The organism is Bradyrhizobium sp. McL0616, from assembly GCF_049993385.1.
Classification (GTDB): domain Bacteria; phylum Pseudomonadota; class Alphaproteobacteria; order Rhizobiales; family Xanthobacteraceae; genus Bradyrhizobium.
In genome coordinates, this window is record NZ_CP188255.1 from 644217 (window position 1) to 664019 (window position 19803).

The 19803-nt window shown below is 61.7% G+C and carries 24 protein-coding genes and 4 pseudogenes; 15 read left to right on the forward strand and 13 right to left on the reverse strand.

Features of this window, described 5'->3' with window-relative positions; translation table 11 throughout:
- The first annotated feature begins 5 nt into the window (after positions 1-5).
- The 11 genes and pseudogenes from ACPPVR_RS03015 to ACPPVR_RS03065 all read left to right on the forward strand — a co-directional run bounded on the left by ACPPVR_RS03015 (position 6) and on the right by ACPPVR_RS03065 (position 7776).
- Complete coding sequence (locus ACPPVR_RS03015; protein WP_426612807.1) at positions 6-1043, forward strand: alpha/beta fold hydrolase; 1038 nt, start codon at positions 6-8, stop codon at positions 1041-1043.
- Positions 1044-1117: 74 nt separating this feature from the next.
- A complete protein-coding gene (locus ACPPVR_RS03020) occupies positions 1118-1606 on the forward strand; it encodes a cytochrome P460 family protein (RefSeq protein WP_426612808.1) in 489 nt (162 codons plus the stop codon).
- Positions 1603-2265, forward strand: coding sequence for a pyridoxamine 5'-phosphate oxidase family protein (locus tag ACPPVR_RS03025; protein ID WP_426612809.1), 663 nt, complete (start codon positions 1603-1605; stop codon positions 2263-2265). Before ACPPVR_RS03020 ends, ACPPVR_RS03025 begins: the two co-directional genes overlap by 4 nt.
- Entirely contained in the window at positions 2262-2567 is a 306-nt protein-coding gene (locus ACPPVR_RS03030; protein ID WP_426612810.1) for a hypothetical protein, read from the forward strand. The genes ACPPVR_RS03025 and ACPPVR_RS03030 overlap by 4 nt, the downstream gene beginning before the upstream one ends.
- A gap of 176 nt (positions 2568-2743) precedes the next feature.
- Positions 2744-2887 (forward strand): annotated as a pseudogene (locus tag ACPPVR_RS03035) (DUF302 domain-containing protein); the annotation flags it as partial.
- A 181-nt stretch (positions 2888-3068) separates the two neighbouring features.
- The gene (locus tag ACPPVR_RS03040) at positions 3069-3467 is read left to right on the forward strand and encodes a YidH family protein (RefSeq protein WP_426612811.1); all 399 of its coding nucleotides are present in this window, start codon (positions 3069-3071) and stop codon (positions 3465-3467) included.
- Between the two features lie 58 nt (positions 3468-3525).
- A complete protein-coding gene (soxC, locus tag ACPPVR_RS03045) occupies positions 3526-4779 on the forward strand; it encodes a sulfite dehydrogenase (protein ID WP_426612812.1) in 1254 nt (417 codons plus the stop codon).
- Positions 4766-5305 (forward strand): c-type cytochrome, encoded by a 540-nt coding sequence (locus tag ACPPVR_RS03050; protein ID WP_426612813.1) that lies wholly within the window; start codon positions 4766-4768, stop codon positions 5303-5305. The genes soxC and ACPPVR_RS03050 overlap by 14 nt, the downstream gene beginning before the upstream one ends.
- 138 nt (positions 5306-5443) lie before the next feature.
- Positions 5444-5857 carry a DUF305 domain-containing protein gene (locus ACPPVR_RS03055; protein WP_426616315.1) on the forward strand — a complete coding sequence of 138 codons (414 nt, stop codon included), beginning with the start codon at positions 5444-5446 and terminating at the stop codon, positions 5855-5857.
- Positions 5854-7377, forward strand: a complete 1524-nt coding sequence (locus ACPPVR_RS03060; RefSeq protein ID WP_426612814.1) for a YncE family protein — start codon at positions 5854-5856, stop codon at positions 7375-7377. The genes ACPPVR_RS03055 and ACPPVR_RS03060 overlap by 4 nt, the downstream gene beginning before the upstream one ends.
- Positions 7378-7497: 120 nt before the next feature.
- Positions 7498-7776, forward strand: a complete 279-nt coding sequence (locus tag ACPPVR_RS03065) for a hypothetical protein (protein ID WP_426612815.1) — start codon at positions 7498-7500, stop codon at positions 7774-7776.
- 314 nt (positions 7777-8090) lie between these two features.
- Here the strand turns inward: ACPPVR_RS03065 and ACPPVR_RS03070 are convergent.
- Positions 8091-8476 (reverse strand): annotated as a pseudogene (locus tag ACPPVR_RS03070) ((R)-mandelonitrile lyase); the annotation flags it as partial.
- A 689-nt stretch (positions 8477-9165) separates the two neighbouring features.
- Positions 9166-9330, reverse strand: coding sequence for a hypothetical protein (locus ACPPVR_RS03075; protein WP_426612816.1), 165 nt, complete (start codon positions 9328-9330; stop codon positions 9166-9168).
- A gap of 169 nt (positions 9331-9499) precedes the next feature.
- Here ACPPVR_RS03075 and ACPPVR_RS03080 point away from each other — a divergent pair, with 169 nt between their 5' ends.
- The gene (locus tag ACPPVR_RS03080) at positions 9500-9649 is read left to right on the forward strand and encodes a hypothetical protein (protein WP_426612817.1); all 150 of its coding nucleotides are present in this window, start codon (positions 9500-9502) and stop codon (positions 9647-9649) included.
- Between the two features lie 14 nt (positions 9650-9663).
- Here the strand turns inward: ACPPVR_RS03080 and ACPPVR_RS03085 are convergent, their stop codons facing one another.
- From ACPPVR_RS03085 to ACPPVR_RS03130, 10 genes and pseudogenes are all read right to left on the reverse strand, one after another.
- Positions 9664-10065, reverse strand: a complete 402-nt coding sequence (locus ACPPVR_RS03085) for a hypothetical protein (protein ID WP_426612818.1) — start codon at positions 10063-10065, stop codon at positions 9664-9666.
- Positions 10066-10081: 16 nt separating this feature from the next.
- Positions 10082-10281 (reverse strand): annotated as a pseudogene (locus ACPPVR_RS03090) (hypothetical protein).
- A gap of 138 nt (positions 10282-10419) precedes the next feature.
- Complete coding sequence (locus ACPPVR_RS03095; RefSeq protein WP_426612819.1) at positions 10420-11082, reverse strand: HAD family hydrolase; 663 nt, start codon at positions 11080-11082, stop codon at positions 10420-10422.
- Positions 11083-11114: 32 nt separating this feature from the next.
- A complete protein-coding gene (locus tag ACPPVR_RS03100) occupies positions 11115-11348 on the reverse strand; it encodes a hypothetical protein (RefSeq protein WP_426612820.1) in 234 nt (77 codons plus the stop codon).
- 305 nt (positions 11349-11653) lie between these two features.
- A complete protein-coding gene (locus tag ACPPVR_RS03105) occupies positions 11654-13285 on the reverse strand; it encodes an MFS transporter (protein ID WP_426612821.1) in 1632 nt (543 codons plus the stop codon).
- On the reverse strand, positions 13282-13581 hold the full coding sequence (locus ACPPVR_RS03110) for a UBP-type zinc finger domain-containing protein (RefSeq protein WP_426612822.1): 300 nt from the start codon (positions 13579-13581) through the stop codon (positions 13282-13284). The genes ACPPVR_RS03105 and ACPPVR_RS03110 overlap by 4 nt, the downstream gene beginning before the upstream one ends.
- 189 nt (positions 13582-13770) lie before the next feature.
- Complete coding sequence (locus tag ACPPVR_RS03115) at positions 13771-14244, reverse strand: MaoC family dehydratase (RefSeq protein WP_426612823.1); 474 nt, start codon at positions 14242-14244, stop codon at positions 13771-13773.
- Positions 14245-14334: 90 nt separating this feature from the next.
- Entirely contained in the window at positions 14335-15237 is a 903-nt protein-coding gene (locus tag ACPPVR_RS03120; protein WP_426612824.1) for an MBL fold metallo-hydrolase, read from the reverse strand.
- A 55-nt stretch (positions 15238-15292) separates the two neighbouring features.
- Positions 15293-15544, reverse strand: coding sequence for a hypothetical protein (locus tag ACPPVR_RS03125; RefSeq protein WP_426612825.1), 252 nt, complete (start codon positions 15542-15544; stop codon positions 15293-15295).
- Between the two features lie 63 nt (positions 15545-15607).
- Positions 15608-16558, reverse strand: coding sequence for an alpha/beta fold hydrolase (locus ACPPVR_RS03130; RefSeq protein WP_426612826.1), 951 nt, complete (start codon positions 16556-16558; stop codon positions 15608-15610).
- Positions 16559-16752: 194 nt separating this feature from the next.
- Between ACPPVR_RS03130 and ACPPVR_RS03135 the strand changes: the two are divergent.
- Positions 16753-16896 (forward strand): annotated as a pseudogene (locus tag ACPPVR_RS03135) (VOC family protein); the annotation flags it as partial.
- 195 nt (positions 16897-17091) lie between these two features.
- A complete protein-coding gene (locus tag ACPPVR_RS03140) occupies positions 17092-17676 on the forward strand; it encodes a VOC family protein (RefSeq protein WP_426616316.1) in 585 nt (194 codons plus the stop codon).
- Here the strand turns inward: ACPPVR_RS03140 and ACPPVR_RS03145 are convergent.
- On the reverse strand, positions 17669-18643 hold the full coding sequence (locus tag ACPPVR_RS03145) for a LysR family transcriptional regulator (protein WP_426612827.1): 975 nt from the start codon (positions 18641-18643) through the stop codon (positions 17669-17671). The two genes, ACPPVR_RS03140 and ACPPVR_RS03145, sit on opposite strands and share 8 nt — an antisense overlap.
- A 351-nt stretch (positions 18644-18994) precedes the next feature.
- Here ACPPVR_RS03145 and ACPPVR_RS03150 point away from each other — a divergent pair, with 351 nt between their 5' ends.
- The gene (locus ACPPVR_RS03150; protein ID WP_426612828.1) at positions 18995-19801 is read left to right on the forward strand and encodes a helix-turn-helix domain-containing protein; all 807 of its coding nucleotides are present in this window, start codon (positions 18995-18997) and stop codon (positions 19799-19801) included.
- Positions 19802-19803 lie beyond the last annotated feature (2 nt).

The following is a 19803-nucleotide window of genomic DNA, read 5'->3' on the forward strand; positions in this document are numbered from 1 at the left end:
TTGAAATGCAGACTGTCACAGCAAGGTACAAGCTCTCCCCGCTCAAGGCCGGGAGCCTGTTGTTCGGAGCGGCGCTCGCGCTCGGAGCGTGGTCGCTCGAAGCGAACGCGGCGGAGCCCGGTCGCAGCGCCCCCTCGATCGCGTCCGCGAGCAGCGTCACGCACTACCGGACGAAGGAAATCGACGGCGTTAAGATCTTCTATCGCGAGACCGGCCCAAAGGACGCGCCGGTGGTCCTGCTGCTCCACGGCTTTCCGACGTCCTCGCACATGTTCCGCAATCTGATGCCGGCTCTGGCGGACCGCTACCATGTCATCGCGCCTGACTATCCGGGCTATGGACAGAGCGAATCGCCCGACCGCGCGAAGTTCAACTACACCTTCGACCGCTACGGCGAGCTCGTCGACGGCCTGCTCGATCAGCTCGGCGTAGCCCGGTACGCCATGTATGTTATGGACTACGGCGCCCCCGTCGGCTGGCGGTTGGCGTTGAAGCATCCGGACCGGATCAGCGGCCTGATCGTGCAGAACGGCAACGCCTACGACGAGGGCCTCAAGGAGTTCTGGGATCCGATCAAGGCCTACTGGTCCGACCATTCCGAGGCACATCGGAAGGCGCTGTACACGCTGGTCGCGCCGGAGACGACGATCTTCCAGTACACCGACGGCGTGTCCGACACCAGCCGGGTCGCGCCCGACAATTGGGTCCACGACCAGGCCCTGCTGGACCGGCCCGGCAACGCGGAAATCCAGATGGATCTCTTCTACGACTACCGCACCAACGTGCCGCTCTATCCCGCGGTCCAGGCCTACTTCCGGAAGTACCACCCGCCGACGCTGATCGTCTGGGGCAAGAACGACAAGATCTTCCCTGCGGACGGCGCATATCCCTACAAGCGCGATCTTCCAGAGGTCGAGTTTCATCTGATCGACACCGGCCATTTCGTGCTCGAAGACAAAGCCGACGAGGTGGTGCCGCTCATCCGCGACTTCCTGAAGCGCAAGGTCAGCATCGATTCTAAGCGGAAGGTCGCCGTCCAGTGACAGGGTTCGGCCCGGGCGCTCGCCTCCCGGGCCGCCCTTCCCGTCCGCGATCGTGAAAGCGAAAAGGTACGTCGATGAAAAAGCGGTTCGTTTTTGTGCTGCTCGCGGCATACGTGGCGCCGTGCGCGCAGGGTTATGCCGACGGCGAGGGCTCACCGATCTTCGGCGTGACGATCCCCGAAGGCTACCGGCAGTGGGAATTGATAGCGCCTTCGCAAGAGGAAGGCAGCTTCAACGAACTGCGCGGCATCCTCGGAAACGCCACCTCGGTGAAAGCCTACCGGAATGGGACGCTACCGTTTCCGGACGGCGCGATGTTGGCCAAGCTGGCCTGGAAACGCGTGCCGTCTCCCGAGTTCGGCAGCGCGTCCGTGCCGGGCCATGCGACGACGGTCCAGATCATGATCAAGGACTCGAAGAAATACGCGTCGACCGGTGGATGGGGCTTCGGCCGCTTCCTGGATGGCAAGCCGGTCGATGAAGCCCAGCACGAGACCTGCTTCGGTTGCCACCAGGCAAACGTGAATCAGCACGACTACGTCTTCACGAGGTTCGCACCATGACGCTCACGGATGAAAACGTCGAAGGCCCCGCCCGTTTCTCGAGCGACGTCGCGTTCTCGCCCGCGGTCAAGGTGATCCAGACGCGCAAGGGTTCACGCCGGCTCTATGAACGAGTGGAGAAACACGGCTCCTGGCCGAGCGCAATCACGCCCGACCTCAAAGCGTTCATCGAAGAACAGCGCAGCGTCTTTCTGGCGACCGCAAACAAGGACGGGCAGCCGACCATTCAGCACCGCGGCGGTCCGCCCGGATTTCTGAAGGTGCTCGACGAAACGACGCTCGCGTTCGTCGATTACGTCGGCAACCGGCAGTACATCACGCTCGGAAACCTATCCGAGAACCCGAAGGCCTGCCTCCTGCTGGTCGATTATTCCCATGGACGGCGGGTGAAACTATGCGGCACGGCGCGGGCCATCGAGAATGACGACGCGATAATCGGGAGCCTGATGCCCGATGGCTACAAGGCTCGCCCCGAGCAGGTCATCACCTTCACGGTCTCCGCCTGGGACTACAACTGCCCGCAGCACATTCCGCGCCGCTTCGAAGCCTCAGAGGTAGGAACGCTGCTTTCCGAGCGCGAGCAGAAGATCGCGGCGCTGGAGCTTCAGATCCAGGAGCTTCGCCTCCACATTCCCTCATCGAAAGGAATATCGACATGACCGCGGAAAGCAACGCCGATCCAGCTGCAGTACCAAACCTGAGAGGCATGGCAGGCGGGACCTGGACCATCTTGATCGTGCTGCTGTTGTTGCTCGCCGCAACGCTGTTGATCGCGGTCGTCGGATGGTCTTTGGCAAGCGGCACCGACGTTCCGGCTTCCGGGTACGTTGCGCTCGCCATCGGGGTGATCTTTTCCCTGGCGGTCGGATTCGGCCTCATGGGGCTCGTCTTCTACAGCAGTCGCAAAGGTTACGACGAACCGCCCGTGCTGCTTCCGCCCGAAACCCCAGGGGGCAATTGATCATGCTGCGGGCCCTAACTCCGCGCCCTCATTGGGTGCTCGGGCTCGCTTTCATCGTGGGTATTTTTTTGTCGGGAGGACAGGCAATGGCTGTGGACGGGCTGACCACCATACCGAGCGACTTCGCGGCGTGAGAAACGACCGACCGCCTCGAAGCCGCAGTGAAGGACAGGGGAATGACGGTGTTCGCACGGATCGATCACGCCGTCGGCGCCGCCGCGGAGGGACTGCCTCTTCGGCCGATCGAGGTGCTGATATTCGGCAACGCCAAGACCGGGACGCCCCTGATGCAAGCCGAACCGACGATCGGCATCGACTTGCCGTTGAAAGTACTCGTCTACGAAGATTCGGCGGGCAAGGTCTGGCTGTCATACAAGAACCGCGATGGCTCGCACAGCGTCATGGCGTGCGCGGCTCCGCCGACAAGATCGTCGAAGCCATGGCGACCGCGCTCGCGGCCGTCGCAGCAACGGCCGCGAAAAATCCATCAGCGCCCAAGGAATGAGTACGATCATGATTCCGGCGTACAGCGACCACGCAGCCAACGAACGGACGTTTCTCGCCTGGGTTCGAACGGGCATCGCGATCATGTCTTTCGGCATCGTCATCGAGAAATTCGACCTGTTCATCCAGGCGCTGACGATCTCGAACTCCGCCGACCCCGTGCGCCGAGCGCAACTGGACCGGATCTCCGCCCATCTCGGGCCGCACGAGAGCATCGCTCTCATTGCTGGCGGGCTTGCGCTGATCGCCATCCAGACGCTGCGGTTCGCGCGCAACGGCCGCCTGCTCGATGACGTCGAGCCGCATGCCGCGAGCACTGCCCGGACCGACTCGATCCTTTCGGTACTGCTGATTCTGCTCGTGACGGCTATCGCGATCTACTCGGTCTTCGACTGACCTGCTCGCGAGACAAGAAAACGGGAATCTCGAAGCTCTTTATTTATGGAGGCTGGTGATGCCGGAAGACTACAAGGACGAGGTCCTCTCACGCAGATGGTTTCTGGCCGCGACGGCAGGGGCTGCTGCGGGGGCTGCGGTCTCAGACGCCGCCTCCGCCGACACCTTGGCCGACGTGCCGCCGCGGGAGCCCGGCGCCGACCTGAGCGGCCACAGCGAACGATCGCGATTCGTGATGATCAGCCGCATTCCGGAGGCGACGCCAGGGCGTCGAAACGTCGATCCCGGCGATGCCATCAACTCGAAGACGCCGCTTGACAAGCTGGTCGGCGCACTGACGCCGACCGATCTGCATTATGAGCGCAGCCACGCCGGCGTTCCCGATCTCGATCCGGCCAAGCACCGGTTGCTGATGCACGGCATGGTGCGAAAGCCCCTCGTGTTCACCGTCGACGAACTGAAGGCGATGCCCTCGATATCACGCACCGTGTTCATCGAATGCACGGGAAACGGATGGGAGAACTGGAAGAAGGCGGATGAAAATCTGACGGTCCAGAACACCCATGGACTGGTCAGCACGAACGAATGGACCGGCGTCCCGCTGAAATTCCTGATCGGCCTGGTGGAGAAAGAGGCCGGCTCCACCTGGATGCTCGCCGAGGGAGACGACGCCGCGGGCGTGGCGCGAAGCATCCCGCTCACGGAGGAGATCGTAGAAGAGGCGTTCGTCGCCTACGGTCAGAACGGCGAGCCGTTGCGCCCGGCTCACGGCTTTCCGATCCGGCTCGTGATGCCAGGGTTCGAAGGCAATCTGAACATCAAATGGCTGCGCCGGCTCAAGTTCGGCGATCAGCCGTGGATGACCCGCTGGGAAACCGCCCGTTACACCCAGCTACTGGCGAACGGCAAGGCGCGTCAGTTTCAGCTTCGCATGGACACCAACTCCGTCATCACATCACCGTCCGGAACGATGGAGATCAAGCCCGGCTACAACCGCGTTACCGGCGTCGCCTGGAGCGGGCACGGCAAAATCGCCAAGGTCGAGATCAGCACGGATGGCACCGAGACGTGGTCCGAGGCTGATTTGAACGGGCCGGTGCTGTCGAAGGCGCAGACGAGATTCGGAATGGACTGGGCGTGGGACGGCAAGCCGACGAAGATCGTGAGCCGCTCGACCGACGAGCAGGGCAACGTTCAGCCCGACCGCAAGACCTTCATCGCACAAACGGGGACGAATGCGCTCTTCCACTACAACGCGCAGCAGACCTGGAGCATCGACGCAACGGGGAGGGTTCGCAATGTTCTTTCGTGACACGACCATGGCGGCTGCCCTGGTGGCCGGATCACTGGTGGCGCCGGCGCTCGCCTCCGATTTCGGCCGACCAGCGCGTCTGGACGAGATCAAACTCTGGGATATCGACGTGAGGCCCGACGGAAAGGGACTCCCGGAGGGCGGCGGAACGGTCGAACGCGGACAATCGGTGTTCGCCGACAACTGCGCGGCTTGCCACGGCGAGAAGGGCCAGGGCGGCATCAAGGACCGCCTGGTCGGCGGCCAAGGTACGCTGGCCTCGGACATGCCCGTCAAAACCGTCGGAAGCTTTTGGCCGTACGCGACGACGCTGTTCGATTACATCCACCGGGCAATGCCTTACCAAGATCCGGGCTCGCTGAGCGTCGACGACACCTATGCCGTCTCTGCGTACATCCTGAGCCTCAATGGAATCCTTCCCGCGAACGGGAAGCTCGACAAGGAAAGTCTGCCGAAGATCAGGATGCCCAATCGCGATGGTTTCATTCCTGAACCTGAATTCAGCAAGACCACTCACGCGAAGTAGAGCACGGCGCTCTTTGCCGGCGGCCGCTGAGGAGTAACGAAATTGATCCGTGGAACAGGCAGACGATTGACTTACATCGCGGCGATACTTTTCGGCGTTGCAGCCGGGTCGCTCGCATTAGCCGATCCGACCGGACGACTGCGGGCTCTCACGGATGAATTCTCGCTTTGTGTCGGAGCGGCGCAATCGAGCGACGCCGACGAAGGTGCGTTTCTCGCGGCGACAGCAACCTCCATGACAAACATGATGAAGGACATGACGATCGGGCCTGCCGGCGATATCGACCGCGATTTCGTTTCGATGATGGTGGCACACCATCAGGGCGCGATCGACATGGCCCAGGCTGAGTTGCGCTATGGACGCAACGAGCGGCTCAGGCGCATGGCCCAGGAGATAATCGTGACCCAGCAGCAGGAGATCGCGGCCATGCTGATGGCGATCGGCCAACCGCTGCCACCTTCCGTGCCCGCACCTGATCAGGTCGTTTCAGCAGAACCGAACAATTCGACGCCCCCCACCACCGGCCGATCCGGCCAAGGAGCCTTGAAATGACGCGCATCTTCCCCGTGATTTGTTTGCTCCTCGCAACATCCGCTGGCACCGAAAATAGCTTTGCCGGACAGGCGCCGGGCCTCGCGTCCGATCCGGATGTGCCGATAAGCCATCTCGACCGCGTCTATGTAGCCGAACAGTTCTCCAACACGGTCTCCGTCATCGATCCGGTCGACAACAAGCTGCTTGGCGTCATCCGCCTGGGGGATCCGCAACCGGGCAACCTGAGCCCGCTCTACCGAGGCCAGTTGCTCGTGCACGGCATGGGCTACTCCCCGGACCACCGGACCCTCGCCGTGGTGTCGATCGGATCGAACTCCGTGACCTTCATCGACACCGCCACGAATGCGGTGAAGCACACCACATATTTGGGCCGGTCCCCCCACGAGGCTTTTTTCACGCCGGACGGCAATGAATTGTGGGTCACCGTCCGTGGCGAAAACTATGTCGCTGTGCTCGACACCAGTACCTATCTCGAAAAAACCAGAATCATCACCCCCAACGGCCCCGGGATGCAAATCTTCTCCCCGGACGGCAAGTACGGTTACGTGTGCTCATCCTTCAACCCGGAGGTGGTCATCGTCACGGTCGCGGACCACAACGTCGTCGGGAAGGTGCAGCAGGCGAGCCCATTCTGTCCGAACATCGCCGCGACGCCCGACGGCAAGCAGGTCTGGTACACGCTGAAAGACATCGGCAAAACCCAGGTCTTCGAGGCGCAACCACCTTTCTCGATCATCAAGACGCTCGATACGGGTCCGATTGCGAACCACGTCAACTTCGTGCGCAATGCGAGCGGGATGTTCGCCTATGTCACCGTCGGTGGCCTGAACGAGGTGCAGGTCTTCCGCACCGACGATTTCAGCAAGGTAGCCACCATCCCCGTCGGCAACCTTCCCCACGGAATTTGGCCCTCCGGCGACGGCTCTCGCGTCTATGTCGGGCTCGAGAACGACGACCAGCTGATCGCAATCGACACGATTACCAATAAGGTGATCGGGACCGTGCCGATCGGCCAGGCGCCTCAGGCGCTCGCCTACGTCTCGAACGCCGTGCCCGCCATGAGCGCCGGAAATTCGGCGATGACGGCTTCGGGAAAAATCGAAGACTTCTTTCCTCATCCGGCAGCAGCAATGGGACTGCAACCGCTCGGTCTCGCGGGCAAAGCGGCGCACCTGATCCTTGCGCCTGTCAATGGCGGCAGCGGAGCAAGCAAGTCGCCCACCAGCGTATCGCTTTTCGATCAAGGGCTGACCCAAGTGCTGGAGGCTTCGGTGACTGGATTGCTGCCGGGACACCCCTATGTGCTCGCGCTGTCGAACCAACGAACGGGCGAAGGATCGGTCGAGCCGTTGGCTGGATTCATGACGAATCCGGCAGGATCGGCCGTCGTGAACGCCGTTGGACCGATCCGACAGATCGTACAGAACAGCGAACCGGCGCAGCGGCGCTATCTGGTCATCGTCGGAGGGATGGTCGACCAAAAGTTTGGCGCGCCAGTGCAGGTGCAGACCGAGTAGCAGCGGCGCCATTGAAATCGACAAAGCCGGGGCGATCAGGTCCGGAGCAATCGAGAATTCGTAAGCGTGAGACTAGCCGTGCCTCAATCATGTCTTCGTAATCAAACAGGGAACTCTCTCATGGCTCGTCCAACAAAGCTTATCATCGCAACGACTTCCCTCGCGTTCATCTCAAGCCAAGCGCTCTCGCAGGCCTGCTGGGACTTCAAGGCAGGTATGGGCTACATGTATCGCGGACCCGGGCACATGACCGCCGCGACGTTTGGAGATACTGGCCGCAGCTTGCTCATGAAGCACGCTACGAAAGTCTCGAAGAACACCATGTTCTTCATGGAAAATGGCGAACTCTATTCAGCATCGGGAATGCCGGATCCGTTGAGCGACATCCATCTTGAGTGAGATTGACTGCTGAGAATGCGATTAGGACAACCCCTCCTGATCGCATTAGTAGTCGCGCATATGCCCATGCCACCCGGCCATCGCGAAACGTTATTCTTCGGCTATGGACGCTCCTTGCAGTGGATCGTGCAGGGTCGCGGCTTCCCCTAACTTAGCGCCGACGGCGAACCAAACTCCGAGCAGGAAGGCGACTGGAGCGGTCGCCGGCGCGCTCCGGAAGTCTGCTCGATACCGTCCTGATCGTCGGTCAGTCCGGACGCTTCCGTCATTGCCGAGGCTTCCTTCACATCCATGCCGTCCTCCCCACCATTCAGATATTGATCGTCGCTCACCTTCTCCATCCAAGTCACCGGACTCCCGTTTTGCGCCTCCTGGATAGCGATGTGCGTCATCGCGGTCGTCGGCGAGGCGCCGTGCCAGTGCTTGAGGCCCGGCGGAAACCACACGACGTCACCCGGCCGGATTTCCTCGACAGGGCCACCTTCGCGCTGCACCCACCCGAGTCCCGACGTCACGATGAGCGTCTGTCCAAGTGGATGCGTGTGCCAGGCGGTGCGGGCACCGGGTTCGAACGTGACTTGGGCTCCGCTTGCCCGGGCCGGGGTCCGGCGCTGGAATAGCGGGTCGATTCGAACCGTGCCGGCGAACCAGTCTTCTGAACTTTCTGAGAGGGGCGAGACCCGGCCCTCTTGATGTCGATGTCCATGCAGAGCTCCTTCAAGGCGAGCGCAAAACGCGCGTCAGGCGGACTTACGCCGCGCACCGGACACTGGCTTCTGGGCAGCATGACGGACCGACCCGCGAGCTGGCGCATGCCGACCCCCAGGCAGATTGATAAGATGGCCTCTCTCGTCGGCAGAGACGGGCCGCAGAAGCCCGGATTGGCTCCGGACGTTGATCTGCCCGCGGAATACTGGCAGGCGCTCCTGGACGACCCTCGCGCCGAGGCTCGGTCGGCCCCATCCGGAGGGGCGCTGCGGGCGAGCGAAACTCCTCAACATATTCTGAGGGTGGGGTGCCGGCGCTGCGCCAGGGTGGTCGAAATCCAGAAGGTCGACGCCGCCCGGCGTCGGGTGGTGCTTCGGTGCCATGGCAGCATCCGTCTCCGGCCGCGCCGGCGACTACTAGAACACGGCCCCAGCAGCCGTCTTCCTCATGGCGCCCGGTCCGCTGCGTGCAGGTGTCGTTCAGCAACCGCTGGCCGACATCCTTCCAGAGTGTCCGCACGACAGAGGGACCGAGCGCCCTCTGCCGGTGCCGCGCACGACACCAACGGCATCATTCCTTTCCGGACCTGGCGAGGCCTGACATCCGGGGAAAAGCCAAGGACGCTACTTCTGAGGCGGCCGGCGCCTGAGCGTTCGAGTTGTTCGGGTCCGGCTTGTTGGCTTAGTGATGGCCGATTGCGCAGCCGGCCGCGGCCCCGAGATTGCCATGTCCGGCCATGTGGCCGGCGACGCCGCCGACGATGGCGCCCTTGATGCACCCCTTGGCTTCCGCCGGCGAGATCGAGGCGAGCGCGAGAACGCACGCTGCCGCTAGAACTGCTTTCATGGTGCTCTCCGAATTCTCGAATGGTCATGCGGATCAAGTCGCCGGAACGGGCGCCGTTCCATAACCGCGCTCGGTCACGGCGACTTCGGCGACGCCGACTGAGAGCCAGTTCACACGCGCCCCGGGCGAACTCCGCTAGGATGCCAACTTCTTCGGAAGGGATCGACAGATGGATGCAGAGGCAAGACTGGCGCCCAGCGTAGTCCGTTCGACTGCGGGCGCCGAGGAATTCAAGACCATCGCGATCTTTTGCGGCCTGGGACTGCTGCTCTCGCTCGTCGCCGCATTCAGCTACGGGCTGGATTTTACGCCCTTCTGAAGAGCTCGCGCCCTTCAGGACGCGGTCACTCTTGCTCGTTCGCGCCCTTCGCGACGACGCTCACGCCGTTCTCGCCGTCGCTTTGCGCGCTCCACGAGCGGCGGCAATGGAGGCACGGGCGTATCGCCCCTCTCGGCCGAAGCCTCCACCGGCTGATCAAGGCCGGTGCGCGCCTCCATCAACTCGAGTACGGCCCGCCCCTTGTCCGTGATCTTCCACCCGCCGCTTTCGCGATCGACCAACCGTTGCGAAAATATGTCGAGGTCCGGCACGCGCGCAGCCAAGCGCTTAGTCCGGTCGGCCCAGTCCCGGCCACTGGTCGCCAGGATCGCCATGTCGCGCTTGATGTCGTCCATCACGGCGAATCCATCCGGGTAACTCACCAAGATCTTCAACGTCGTGACCTGAAAATTCACGGCTGCGCCTCGCCCCTCAGCGCCACATGGTCGGCGCTACGGAAAGGGCCTCGCGACCTACCTGCCTGAGGCCTTCGGGCGATATCTCTCCACGGGTGGCTGCTTCTAGCATTTTTGAGGCGACCTGCGTACGCGCTCCGGTCTCGCGCGCCGAAACGCTTTCGCAAACTTCGTCCAGGGCCGCCGCAAAAGCGCGGTGGTGGCGGTGTCGAACATGAGATGCCCCGGTGCGGGAAAAGCGTATAGTAGCGGAGTTTTCCTGATATGCGAATCGAGATGGGGTCAGCGATCCTGACCTTGGATGACCGTCTCGGGCGAAGCGACATCATCGGAACCAGTCTCGAGGAGGCTCGATTACTTCGCCAGCAGCGCCTCGTCGAAGCGCGCGAACAGCGCGGCTGGACCCGGATAGACCTCGACGCAGCCGGCCTCCCGCAGCGAGCTTTCGGCAAACCCGCCGCAGAGGACTCCGATCGTCGGGATAGCGGCCTTGCCGGCCGCAGTGGCGTCGTAGGGCGTATCGCCGATTGCTATCGCTTCGCGGCCTTCAATGCCTAGCTTCTTAAGCACAACCTCAAAGATATCCGGCGCCGGCTTGGATTCGTCGACGTCTTCGGACGAGGCCGCAACGTCGACCAGATCGGCGATTCCCGCGATAACGAGATACTTTTCGAGCTCGTCCTTCTTGGCCGAGGAAGCGAGTGCGACGCGAAGCCCAGCGCCACACACGCGGCGCAAAAGATCTGGCACCGCTGAAAAAGGGCGGACGAGCGGGAGGTAGAACGACTTGAAACGCTGCCCGCGCCACTCTTCGAGCTGGCTGCCATGATTACGCTGCTCCGTCTCGGAGAGAAACACCGGGATGAGCTTGTCTCCACCCTTTCCGATCTGGCCGCGCACCTGCGCGAAGGTCACGTCGTGACCGAACTTGAGCATCGCCTCCTGCCAAGCCAGCGCATGTAGGTCGACCGAATCCAACAAACTCCCGTCGAGATCGAAGATGACGGCGTTTGGCATCACGAAGTTCTCCGGTCACCAAGAAGGGCCTACTAGCGCCGGCGCGCGACCCAGACGCCCAGCAGAAACGCTACACACAGGGATTGCAGCGGCGCCTTCACGGTCATCTCGCGCAGCCGTTCCGCCACCGCATCACCATTTTGAAGTGGCGAGCGCCGGCTGGCCTGCCCCGCGAGGTCCGATTTCGTCGACGCTTGCCTGGTACCATCTTGGTCGCCTGTCAGCCCCGAGGCTTCCGTCATTGCCGAGGTTTCCTTTATATCCATGCGACCCTCCTACGATTGCTCCAGAGCAACCGATCTTCGGACTGACCGTTCCAAGGTGACTTTCGTCGCTCCGGAGAAGCCCAACCGGAGGCCCCGCATGGAACACGTGGGCGAGCCCAAAGTGTGAATCGGCGTGCGGTCCCGACGCCGATCGGCACGATAAGCCACTGTTGTCATTAAACTAGATGGGGGCATTCCATCGCGCCGATTTACATGAACGGGTGTACCGATGCGCATTGAAAGACAGCGATGACCAAGCCCGAACGATAAAGAACCGAACGATCGAAGTGCTCTCCAAGGGCCGATCATTCGGAAGGCGGGCGCGCGGCGATTAGGTGAGTAACCTTGGGCTCGGCCGTGGCGCCGAAATTGCGGATCGCGTCCTGAACGACCCGGTCCGCATTAGTCACGCGCTGGTGTTGTCGAAGATGCTCGAGCCAGGACGCCACCATGAACGTTTCCAGGAAACGTCCGCTTTGGGCCGCATCCTCGAAGATGTCCCAGGCATAGGCGCCGTCCCGCCGTCTCTGTAGGCCCAGCGCCATGACGGCGGGAAGGAACGTGTCGCGCTTATCCGGGGCGATCAAATACTCGACCGTGACGAGCACGGGCCCGCGGTCGGCTTCGGCTTCGATGTTCAATATCGGCGCCGGCCAATGCATCGAAGGGGCAAGGTCGATGCTGGCGCCGCCCTGAAGCTTCCAAGGCCAGGTCAGTGCGATCCCTGCGATTGCGCCCGCTGCGGCGATGAAATGCGCCTCTGGCAGGCCCAGTCCCGAGGCGAGCTGTCCCCAAAGCGCGCTGCCGGCCGTCATCGCCCCGAAGAAGACAGTGACGAACATTGCCAAGCCGCGCCCGCGGACCCAATCGGGCAGTGAGACCTGGACCGAGACGTTGATGGTCGCAAGGACGGCGATCCATGAGATGCCCGCGACAAGGCACGCTGCGATACCCAGTCCCGGCTGATGCGCGACACCCAAGAGAACCAGGCTCAGTGCAGTGCCGGCGGTTCCTGCCGCGACAAGCCGATCTGGTCCGAGAGACGTCTTCAACCATGACAACGTGAAGGCACCGACGACGGCACCGACGCCGATGGCTCCAAGTAGAACACCGTAGAGCTCGGGGCCGCCCGCAATCTGATTGCGAGCGACGAGTGGGAGCAGCGCCCAATAGGCACTCGCGAAGAAAAAGAACGCCACGGCCCTGAGCAAGGTGGCTCGAAGGTTCGGATTGTAGCGCGCGTGACGAAAGCCGACCACCATGGCGCCAGCGAGACGTTCCGGCGGCAGCCCGCTGCCCAGGGAGGGAGTCGGTTTCCACCAGAGAAGGGCGCCGATCACGGCGAAATTGCTCAGCGCGTTGAACCAGAAGGGCGCCGCAATACCCAATCCACCGATGACCACGCCGCCGAGCGCAGGCCCGATGGCTCTGCTGATGTTGACTCCGACGCCGTTGCTGGCGACGGCCGCGGCCAGATCCTTCTTCGGCACAAGTTGGGGTACGACCGACTGCCACGCCGGCGCGGTGAACGCAGCGCCGGCGCCGAGCAGGAACGTGAACAGGAGCAGGACGGGCGGCGTGACAAGATTCAGTTCGACGAGCACAGCGCTTGCTGCCGCGACGAAAGTGAGGGCGATTTCACAACCGATCAGCAAGCGGCGCTTGTCGACGGTGTCCGCCAGCGCGCCGGCCGGCAGCGCGAACAGAAACATCGGGAGGCTACTCGCGACCTGGACCAGAGACACGGTGAGCGGATCGGCAGCGAGGCTGGTCATCAGCCATCCGGACGCGGCGTTGTACATCCAGGTGCCGACGTTGGCGACGACGGTCGCTATCCACACCACCGTGAACGTCTTATAGCGGAAGGCGACCCAAGGCGACATGGTGGGGGCGGTTGTCGACTCGGGGGAGGCGCGATTTTCGTTCGGCAAGCTCATGGCGTCGGTCCGGAAGGTGGTGTCTGGTCGGGAAGGTCGACGATCGTCTTGTCGATGTAGCACCAGCCCCAGCCCTCGGGCGGGTCATAGCCTTCCATGATCGGATGCTTGGTCGCATGGAAATGTGCGGTGGCGTGCCGGTTGGGAGATTGGTCGCAGCATCCGACGTGACCGCATTCGCGGCATAGCCGAAGGTGCGCCCACCAGCTCCCTGTTTTGAGACACTCCTCGCAGCCTGGGGCGCTGGGCGACACTCTCCTGACCGTTCGGGAGTTCATGTGGATGCATCGCGGCATTTTACCATTCCTTATCGGTCGGCGAATTCTTCGCTTTCTGTCACGTTGCCATGATGTGCGGGATCTGACGACGCTGGCTCCCGCGCTCACCCGCACACAAGCGCTTCCGCCGCGTCCGCACCGCGGTCATATCCGAGCAAAACTCCATGGGTGAGCCACGCGATCGGCGACACGGCTGAACCATCGCGCTCAGGTCGTCCTGAGCAAGTAGGAGTGCTGGCCGGACAAAACGAGCTCGCCATTTTGATTGTGAACCGTAACGTCGGTGGTCACCTCGCCCTTGTCGGCCATAGGCTCCAGCGCAACGATCTCCAGTGCGGGATAGAGCGTGTCGCCGACATGGACCTCTTTGAGAAACTTCACCGAGAGTTCGGTGAATGCGATGAAGATCGAGCCGAAGGTGTGCGGCAGTAACGTAGCGCCGGGAGCGGTAAAGGCAAGGACCTGCAAGCCGTGTACGACCGGAGCCGAATGGCCAAACCGCTTTGCGTAGCCGACGTCGTAGTGGATCGGATGATTGTCACACGACACTGTCTGGAAGGCGGAGGCATGTGCGTCTGTCAGTGTGCGACTTGGCGCGCGGAAGATTTCGCCAAGCTTGAGCTCGCCGAAAGTTCGTTCCGGTACAATATGCCAATTGGTCGGTTCGAATGCGAAGGTCATTGTTCTCCTCGGTTGATGTTTCGATGCGAAGGCACACCGGCGACTGGACCCGCCGCGCGTTTTTGCGATCACGCCCGGCGATGGCCTGGGTTAGTTAATCGGCTTGAGCTCCGTGGTATAGTTCGCCGGCAACCATTCGAAGCGTCCGTCGACCGATCGGATATGCCCGATACCAGGAAATGCGATGTGCGCTGCCGCGATCCAGGTTGCGCTCCTTGCGGCCTGTGCGAAGACGCTTGTTCGTTCCGCTTCGGCAGACATCGGATCGCTATCGTAAGTCACCGTGACGGCCGGGTCGGGAAACTGAATCGGCGCCACGTGGACAAGATCGCCCCAGACCAGAAGCGTCTTGCCTTCGCTGGTCACTTCATAGGACGTGTGGCCGGGCGTGTGCCCGGGAGTCGGGATGGCGCGAATTCCTGCGGAAATCTCTTGGCCTTCGGAGAACGGCTTCAGCCGGCCGGTCTCCACGTAAGGCTTCAAGGAGGCGCGATCGCCCTCGAACATGGGCTTGAGAAACTTGGGAGCTTCGCTCTCGTTCTTGACGTCGAGCCAGTAGTCCAGGTCCTTCTGGTTTACCCTTATGACGGCGTTGGGAAACGCCGGCTTTCCTTGCGGCGCGATGCCTCCCACATGATCCGCGTGAAGGTGAGTCAGATAGATTTCGTCGATCTGTTCCGGGGTGTATCCGGCCGCCCTCAGATTCTCCAACAGATGCCCGCAGCACGCGCCGTAAAGGCTGCCGGCACCGCTGTCGATCAGAATGAGCTTCACTCCGGTGTTCACCAGGAAGGCGTTGATCGAGCCCTCGACCGGAGCGGGAAGATCGGAAGCGGCAAGGAGCGCCTCGGCCTTGCCGGCATGAGTTTCCGCGAGTTTCACGGCCCTTCGTTCTCCGGTCGGTGTCGTCTCGTTCCGCGTCATAACTTCGTGGACGGGAAAGGAATGGGTGCCGTCGAGTAGGGCGGTTATCTCGAAATGCCCGAGCATCATTCTGTAGAAGCCGGGCGCCTGGGTCCGAACTTGGGGGGCTGCGGCGTACGCTGCGTCACGGGACAGGAGCGCCAGCGCCAGGCACATCACAATCGAAACAGGTCTCATCTTTGTCTCCTGGGGTCGGTGGCTCAGTCGCGAGCCGCGCCAACCATGGCAGCGGCGCCCCGGCCGTGCGTTGCTTGCCGTCGAAGTGTCCGATGACGTAGTTGCGGACCGCGGCGATCTCTTCGTCGGAGTATGCCGAGGCGAACGAAGGCATCGCATTGTTGCCGTTTGGGTATCCGATCCGGATGCCCTCGAGCATCGCCCGGTGTCGCGAGCTCGTCTTGTCCGATCTCAAGAGGGATTGCGCGCGAGCCTCGCGGACTCAGCCGCTCCAACCTTCGAGGAAGCTCAGAAGAATCTTGTTGACGATTTCCGGCTGTTCTTCCTGTGGAAGATGACCACAGCGTTCGATGGGAGCCACAGTGAGATTCTCGGCCATTTCGCTCCAGATCGCCTTCATATCGAACAGGCGACCGACAGCGCCGAAATCCTGTCCCCAGAGCGAGAGCACGGGGCATTTGATCTTCTTGTCGGCGTCCTCGCTATCCTGCGCGACATCTTCCGCGCTCGCACGATAATCGGCCATCGCGCCCCGGATCGCGCCGGGCGCTCTGTAGGCCTTCACATAGGTTTCAAACGCCTCGCCCGTGATGGTCGATGGATCGTGGCACCAATCTGAGAAGAAGTGCCGAAGCCAGATGTCTTCCCGACCCGCGATCAATGCCTCCGGAAGATCCGGAATCTGGTGGAACATGAAGAACCAGTATTCGCGGGCGACCTTGGCTTTCATTTCGCGCGCGACTATTCGCGTGGGGACGTTGTCCATCACGACCAGGCGATCGACGATATCGGGATGATCTTTGACGAGGCGAGTCGCGACCCGAGCACCACGGTCATGCCCGATAAGTGCGACCCGTCCGATCCCGAGCGCCCTCAGCAGCTCGACGATGTCATTGGCCATTGTCCGCTTGTCATAGCCACTCGCGGGCTTGTCGGTTTCCCCGTATCCGCGAAGATCCGGCGCTATCACCCGGTAGTGGGGCGCAAGCGCCGGAATCTGGAACCGCCAAGCGAAGTTGGTCTCGGGAAAGCCGTGGAGAAGCACGACCGGCGGACCGGTCCCCGCTTCAAGGTAGAATTGCCTGATGCCGTTGGCACGGCACGTGGTCCGATGGATAGTGGTCACGGATCTGGCGCCCCGGTACGGTTTCGGATCGCAATCGTTAAGCCGATCGGTGGGGGAGTCATTGCAGGTTTTCAGCGCGCTTTGCACGATTGCGTCGCCGCGGCAAAAAAAGCTACAATTGCCTCGGCAACGGTTTGGTTATCGGGAGAAAGTCCAAGACGCGTGGTCAGGTTCCGGGGTGTGTATGCGCTACGACCGGCATCCGGAACGAGGAGCAAAGGCCGGCAACGCAGGTATGACGCACCGGGCGGCCTCGGGGTCGCGGATTGGGAATTAGCCAAGTGAGCGCGCGAGGAATTCACCACGTTACGACGATCGTCGGCGACGTAAGGCGCGCTGCCGACTTCTATAGAAATGTGCTTGGGCTTAAGCGAGTCAAGAAGACCGTCTGCTATGACGACCCAGGCAGTTACCACGTCTATTATGGCGCCGATCTCGGATCTCCCGGCACTGTGTTAAGCACCCTTGCCTGGAATTGCGTGACAGCGGGATTGGTCGGGGCCGGCGAAGTCGTTCAGACCGCTTTTCGGGCGCCCCCAAATTCCCTCGGTCGGTGGGCCGATCAACTGGATTCGTGTGGGGTACCCAGCAAGTGGCAGGTGTCACCCTTCGGAGAGCGAATGCTCTGTTTCGTGGACCCCGACGGAACATCGCTGGCATTGGTCGAGACATTGGATGATCCATTGTCGGAGCTATATCAAGACGGGCCAACAGGTTGCCCGCTCGACGGCCTTCATCATGTGACGCTAAATGTCCGCGAGGAGGATGTGACGATCGACATTCTTCAGACGGTCTTCGACTTCGGGCTTGTTTCGAGGAAGGATGGCTCTATTCGCTTGGCTGCGCACGGCGGACCGGGAGGTGCCATCACCTTGCGCGTGATAGGGAAGTCCTCGCGGGGGCGGCTCGGCGGAGGTACCATCCGCCACGTTGCCTTTCGCTCGCGGGATATCGACGATAGGTCAGAGATGGTTGAGAAGCTGCGCTCGGAATATGGCATGGCGGTAAGCGATCCGATCGAGCGAACCTATCTGAGCGCGGTAGGCTTTCGTGCGCCTTGTGGGGTCCTTTTTGAGATCGCCACGGACGGCCCCGGATTCGCGGTTGACGAAGCGCCGGAGCGCTTAGGGGAACATCTCAAGTTGCCCGCTTTCCTCGAAGATCGGCGCCCCGAATTGCAGGCGATTCTACCTCCGCTCAGCTAGGCGCCCTAGCGGATCGCTTCGCCTTTCCCTTCGGGACTGCGTTTTCTGCAGACTTTTCATGAGTGGTCCTGCCCTCCATGAAATCCGTGAGGCGAGGGCAGACGAAGTCGAGGAAAGCTTTCACCCGGAAGGGGAGACGAGGCCCACCGTGATAGAGCGCGTGGATCTGCTCGTCGTCGCCAACAGCGCCATTGAGCACTTCGATGAGTCGGCCAGCGGCTATATCATCGCGGATGTGATAGTCGGCGAGCCTGGCAATGCCCACGCCCGCGATGGCCATTCTTTTCAGGGTTTGGGCATTGTTCGCGACGAGAGGGCCATTGACCATCCGGTCCACGATACGGCCGCTCTCCTTCAGTGGCCAGACCGGCGCGGACCGTCGAAAGTTGAACCCTAGGCACTTGTGACGAGAAATATCCTCGACCTTTTTGGGTTCGCCCATGCGGTCGATGTAGTCAGGCGATGCGACGATCCGCCTCTTTACGACCCCGATACGTCTCGCGACCATCGCCGAATCCTGCAGAGGGCCCACGCGGAAGGCGACGTCCGTCCGGTCGAGATAGAGATCGACGACCTCGTCAGAGAGCGAAATATCAACCACGATTCCGGGATGAGCTTTCCAAAAGGCCTGAAGCAACGGTTCGAGACCTAGGATACCGAACGAGATGGTCGAGTTAACGCGAATTGTCCCGCCAGCCGTCGCGGCCCCCCTGGAAATTCCCCGTTCGATCCCATCGAGTTCGGCAACAAGCGCCAGGCTTTTCTCATGATACATCCGCCCTTCGGCGGTCAGCGCCAAACGCCGCGTCGAACGCTCAAAAAGTCGCACGCCGAGCCGCTCCTCGATTCTTCCGATAAGCTTGCTGACCGTTGACGGAGTCATCAAGAGGCGGCGCGCTGCCTCGGAATAGTTGCCAGCCTCCACTACGCGGAGAAAGACCTGCATTTCGCCGATCCGGTTGTCCATGTCATGACCATCTATGAAACAATTTCACAAATAATGTGGAGTGTGGATGGATTATCAAGTCCGAGTTTCTTCACCTATCGTGAGGCATCGTTTCCTTTCCGGCGACGTTTTTCGAAAAGCACGCGTGCTGTCGGAGGACATCGGATCGGACTCTTGAACGAAGACGATTAGCTCTCTAAGAGAAAATCGTTGTGCGGACGCGATCGATAAGGGGTGGCTATGGACGTTCTAATGAGGGAAGAGTCTGATAGCAACTCCGGCGGCTTCTATGGTCGTCGTCTCAGTGAGCACCTCCGTATGGAGGGCGACTGTGTGCTTCGCGTCCATCGCGAGGGGCAGTTGGCGCTCGCAATGACGCGGCTGACCTGCTCTCGTTTCGTTCGAGAACGGACGGCCCCTATTCCTTCCGAGCCAGCCTTCAGTATTCTGCATCAACTGGGCGATCTCGAGAGGCACTCATGCTGGCTCGCTGGTAAGCCGAGATATTCGGGGGCCTTCGGCGCCGGCACGGTCAGCATCACCAATCTGATGGATAACCCCCAGTGCGAATTCAGGGGTCCGTTCGATGCCGTCCAATACTACGTTCCGACGCGCGCCCTCGACGAATTCGCCCGCGAACATAGAGCCAAGCCGGTGGCGACGCTCAAATGGGGCAGGGATCAGCGCGACCCGTATCTTTCGACATTGTCGAGCGTGCTTCTCAGTGCTGTCGAGCAGGATCCGGCCAACAATCAGCTCTTCATCGACCAGATTGGATTGAGCTTGATCGCCCATTTTGCGCAGACCTACGGCGGTATGCGTCCCCAGGATAGCGCGGTCGGTGGAGGTCTTGCGCCCTGGCAGGAACGTCGCGCCAAAGAGATTATGCGGGCACGGCTTGCCAGCGGCCTGACGATCGCCGACGTAGCTGCGGAGTGCAAACTGACGCCCAGCCACTTCGCAAGATCATTCCGGCGCAGTACGGGCATCGCTCCGCACGAATTCCTCTCGCAACTTCGGATCGAAGAAGCCAAACGTCAGATGCTGAGCACGAAGCTTCCGCTTGCCGACATAGCGCTCATCTGCGGTTTCGGCGATCAAAGCTACTTTACAAGGGTTTTCTCGCGCAGCGTGGGAGCAAGTCCCGGTGCCTGGCGGCGAGCCCGGACCGAAGGCTAGGT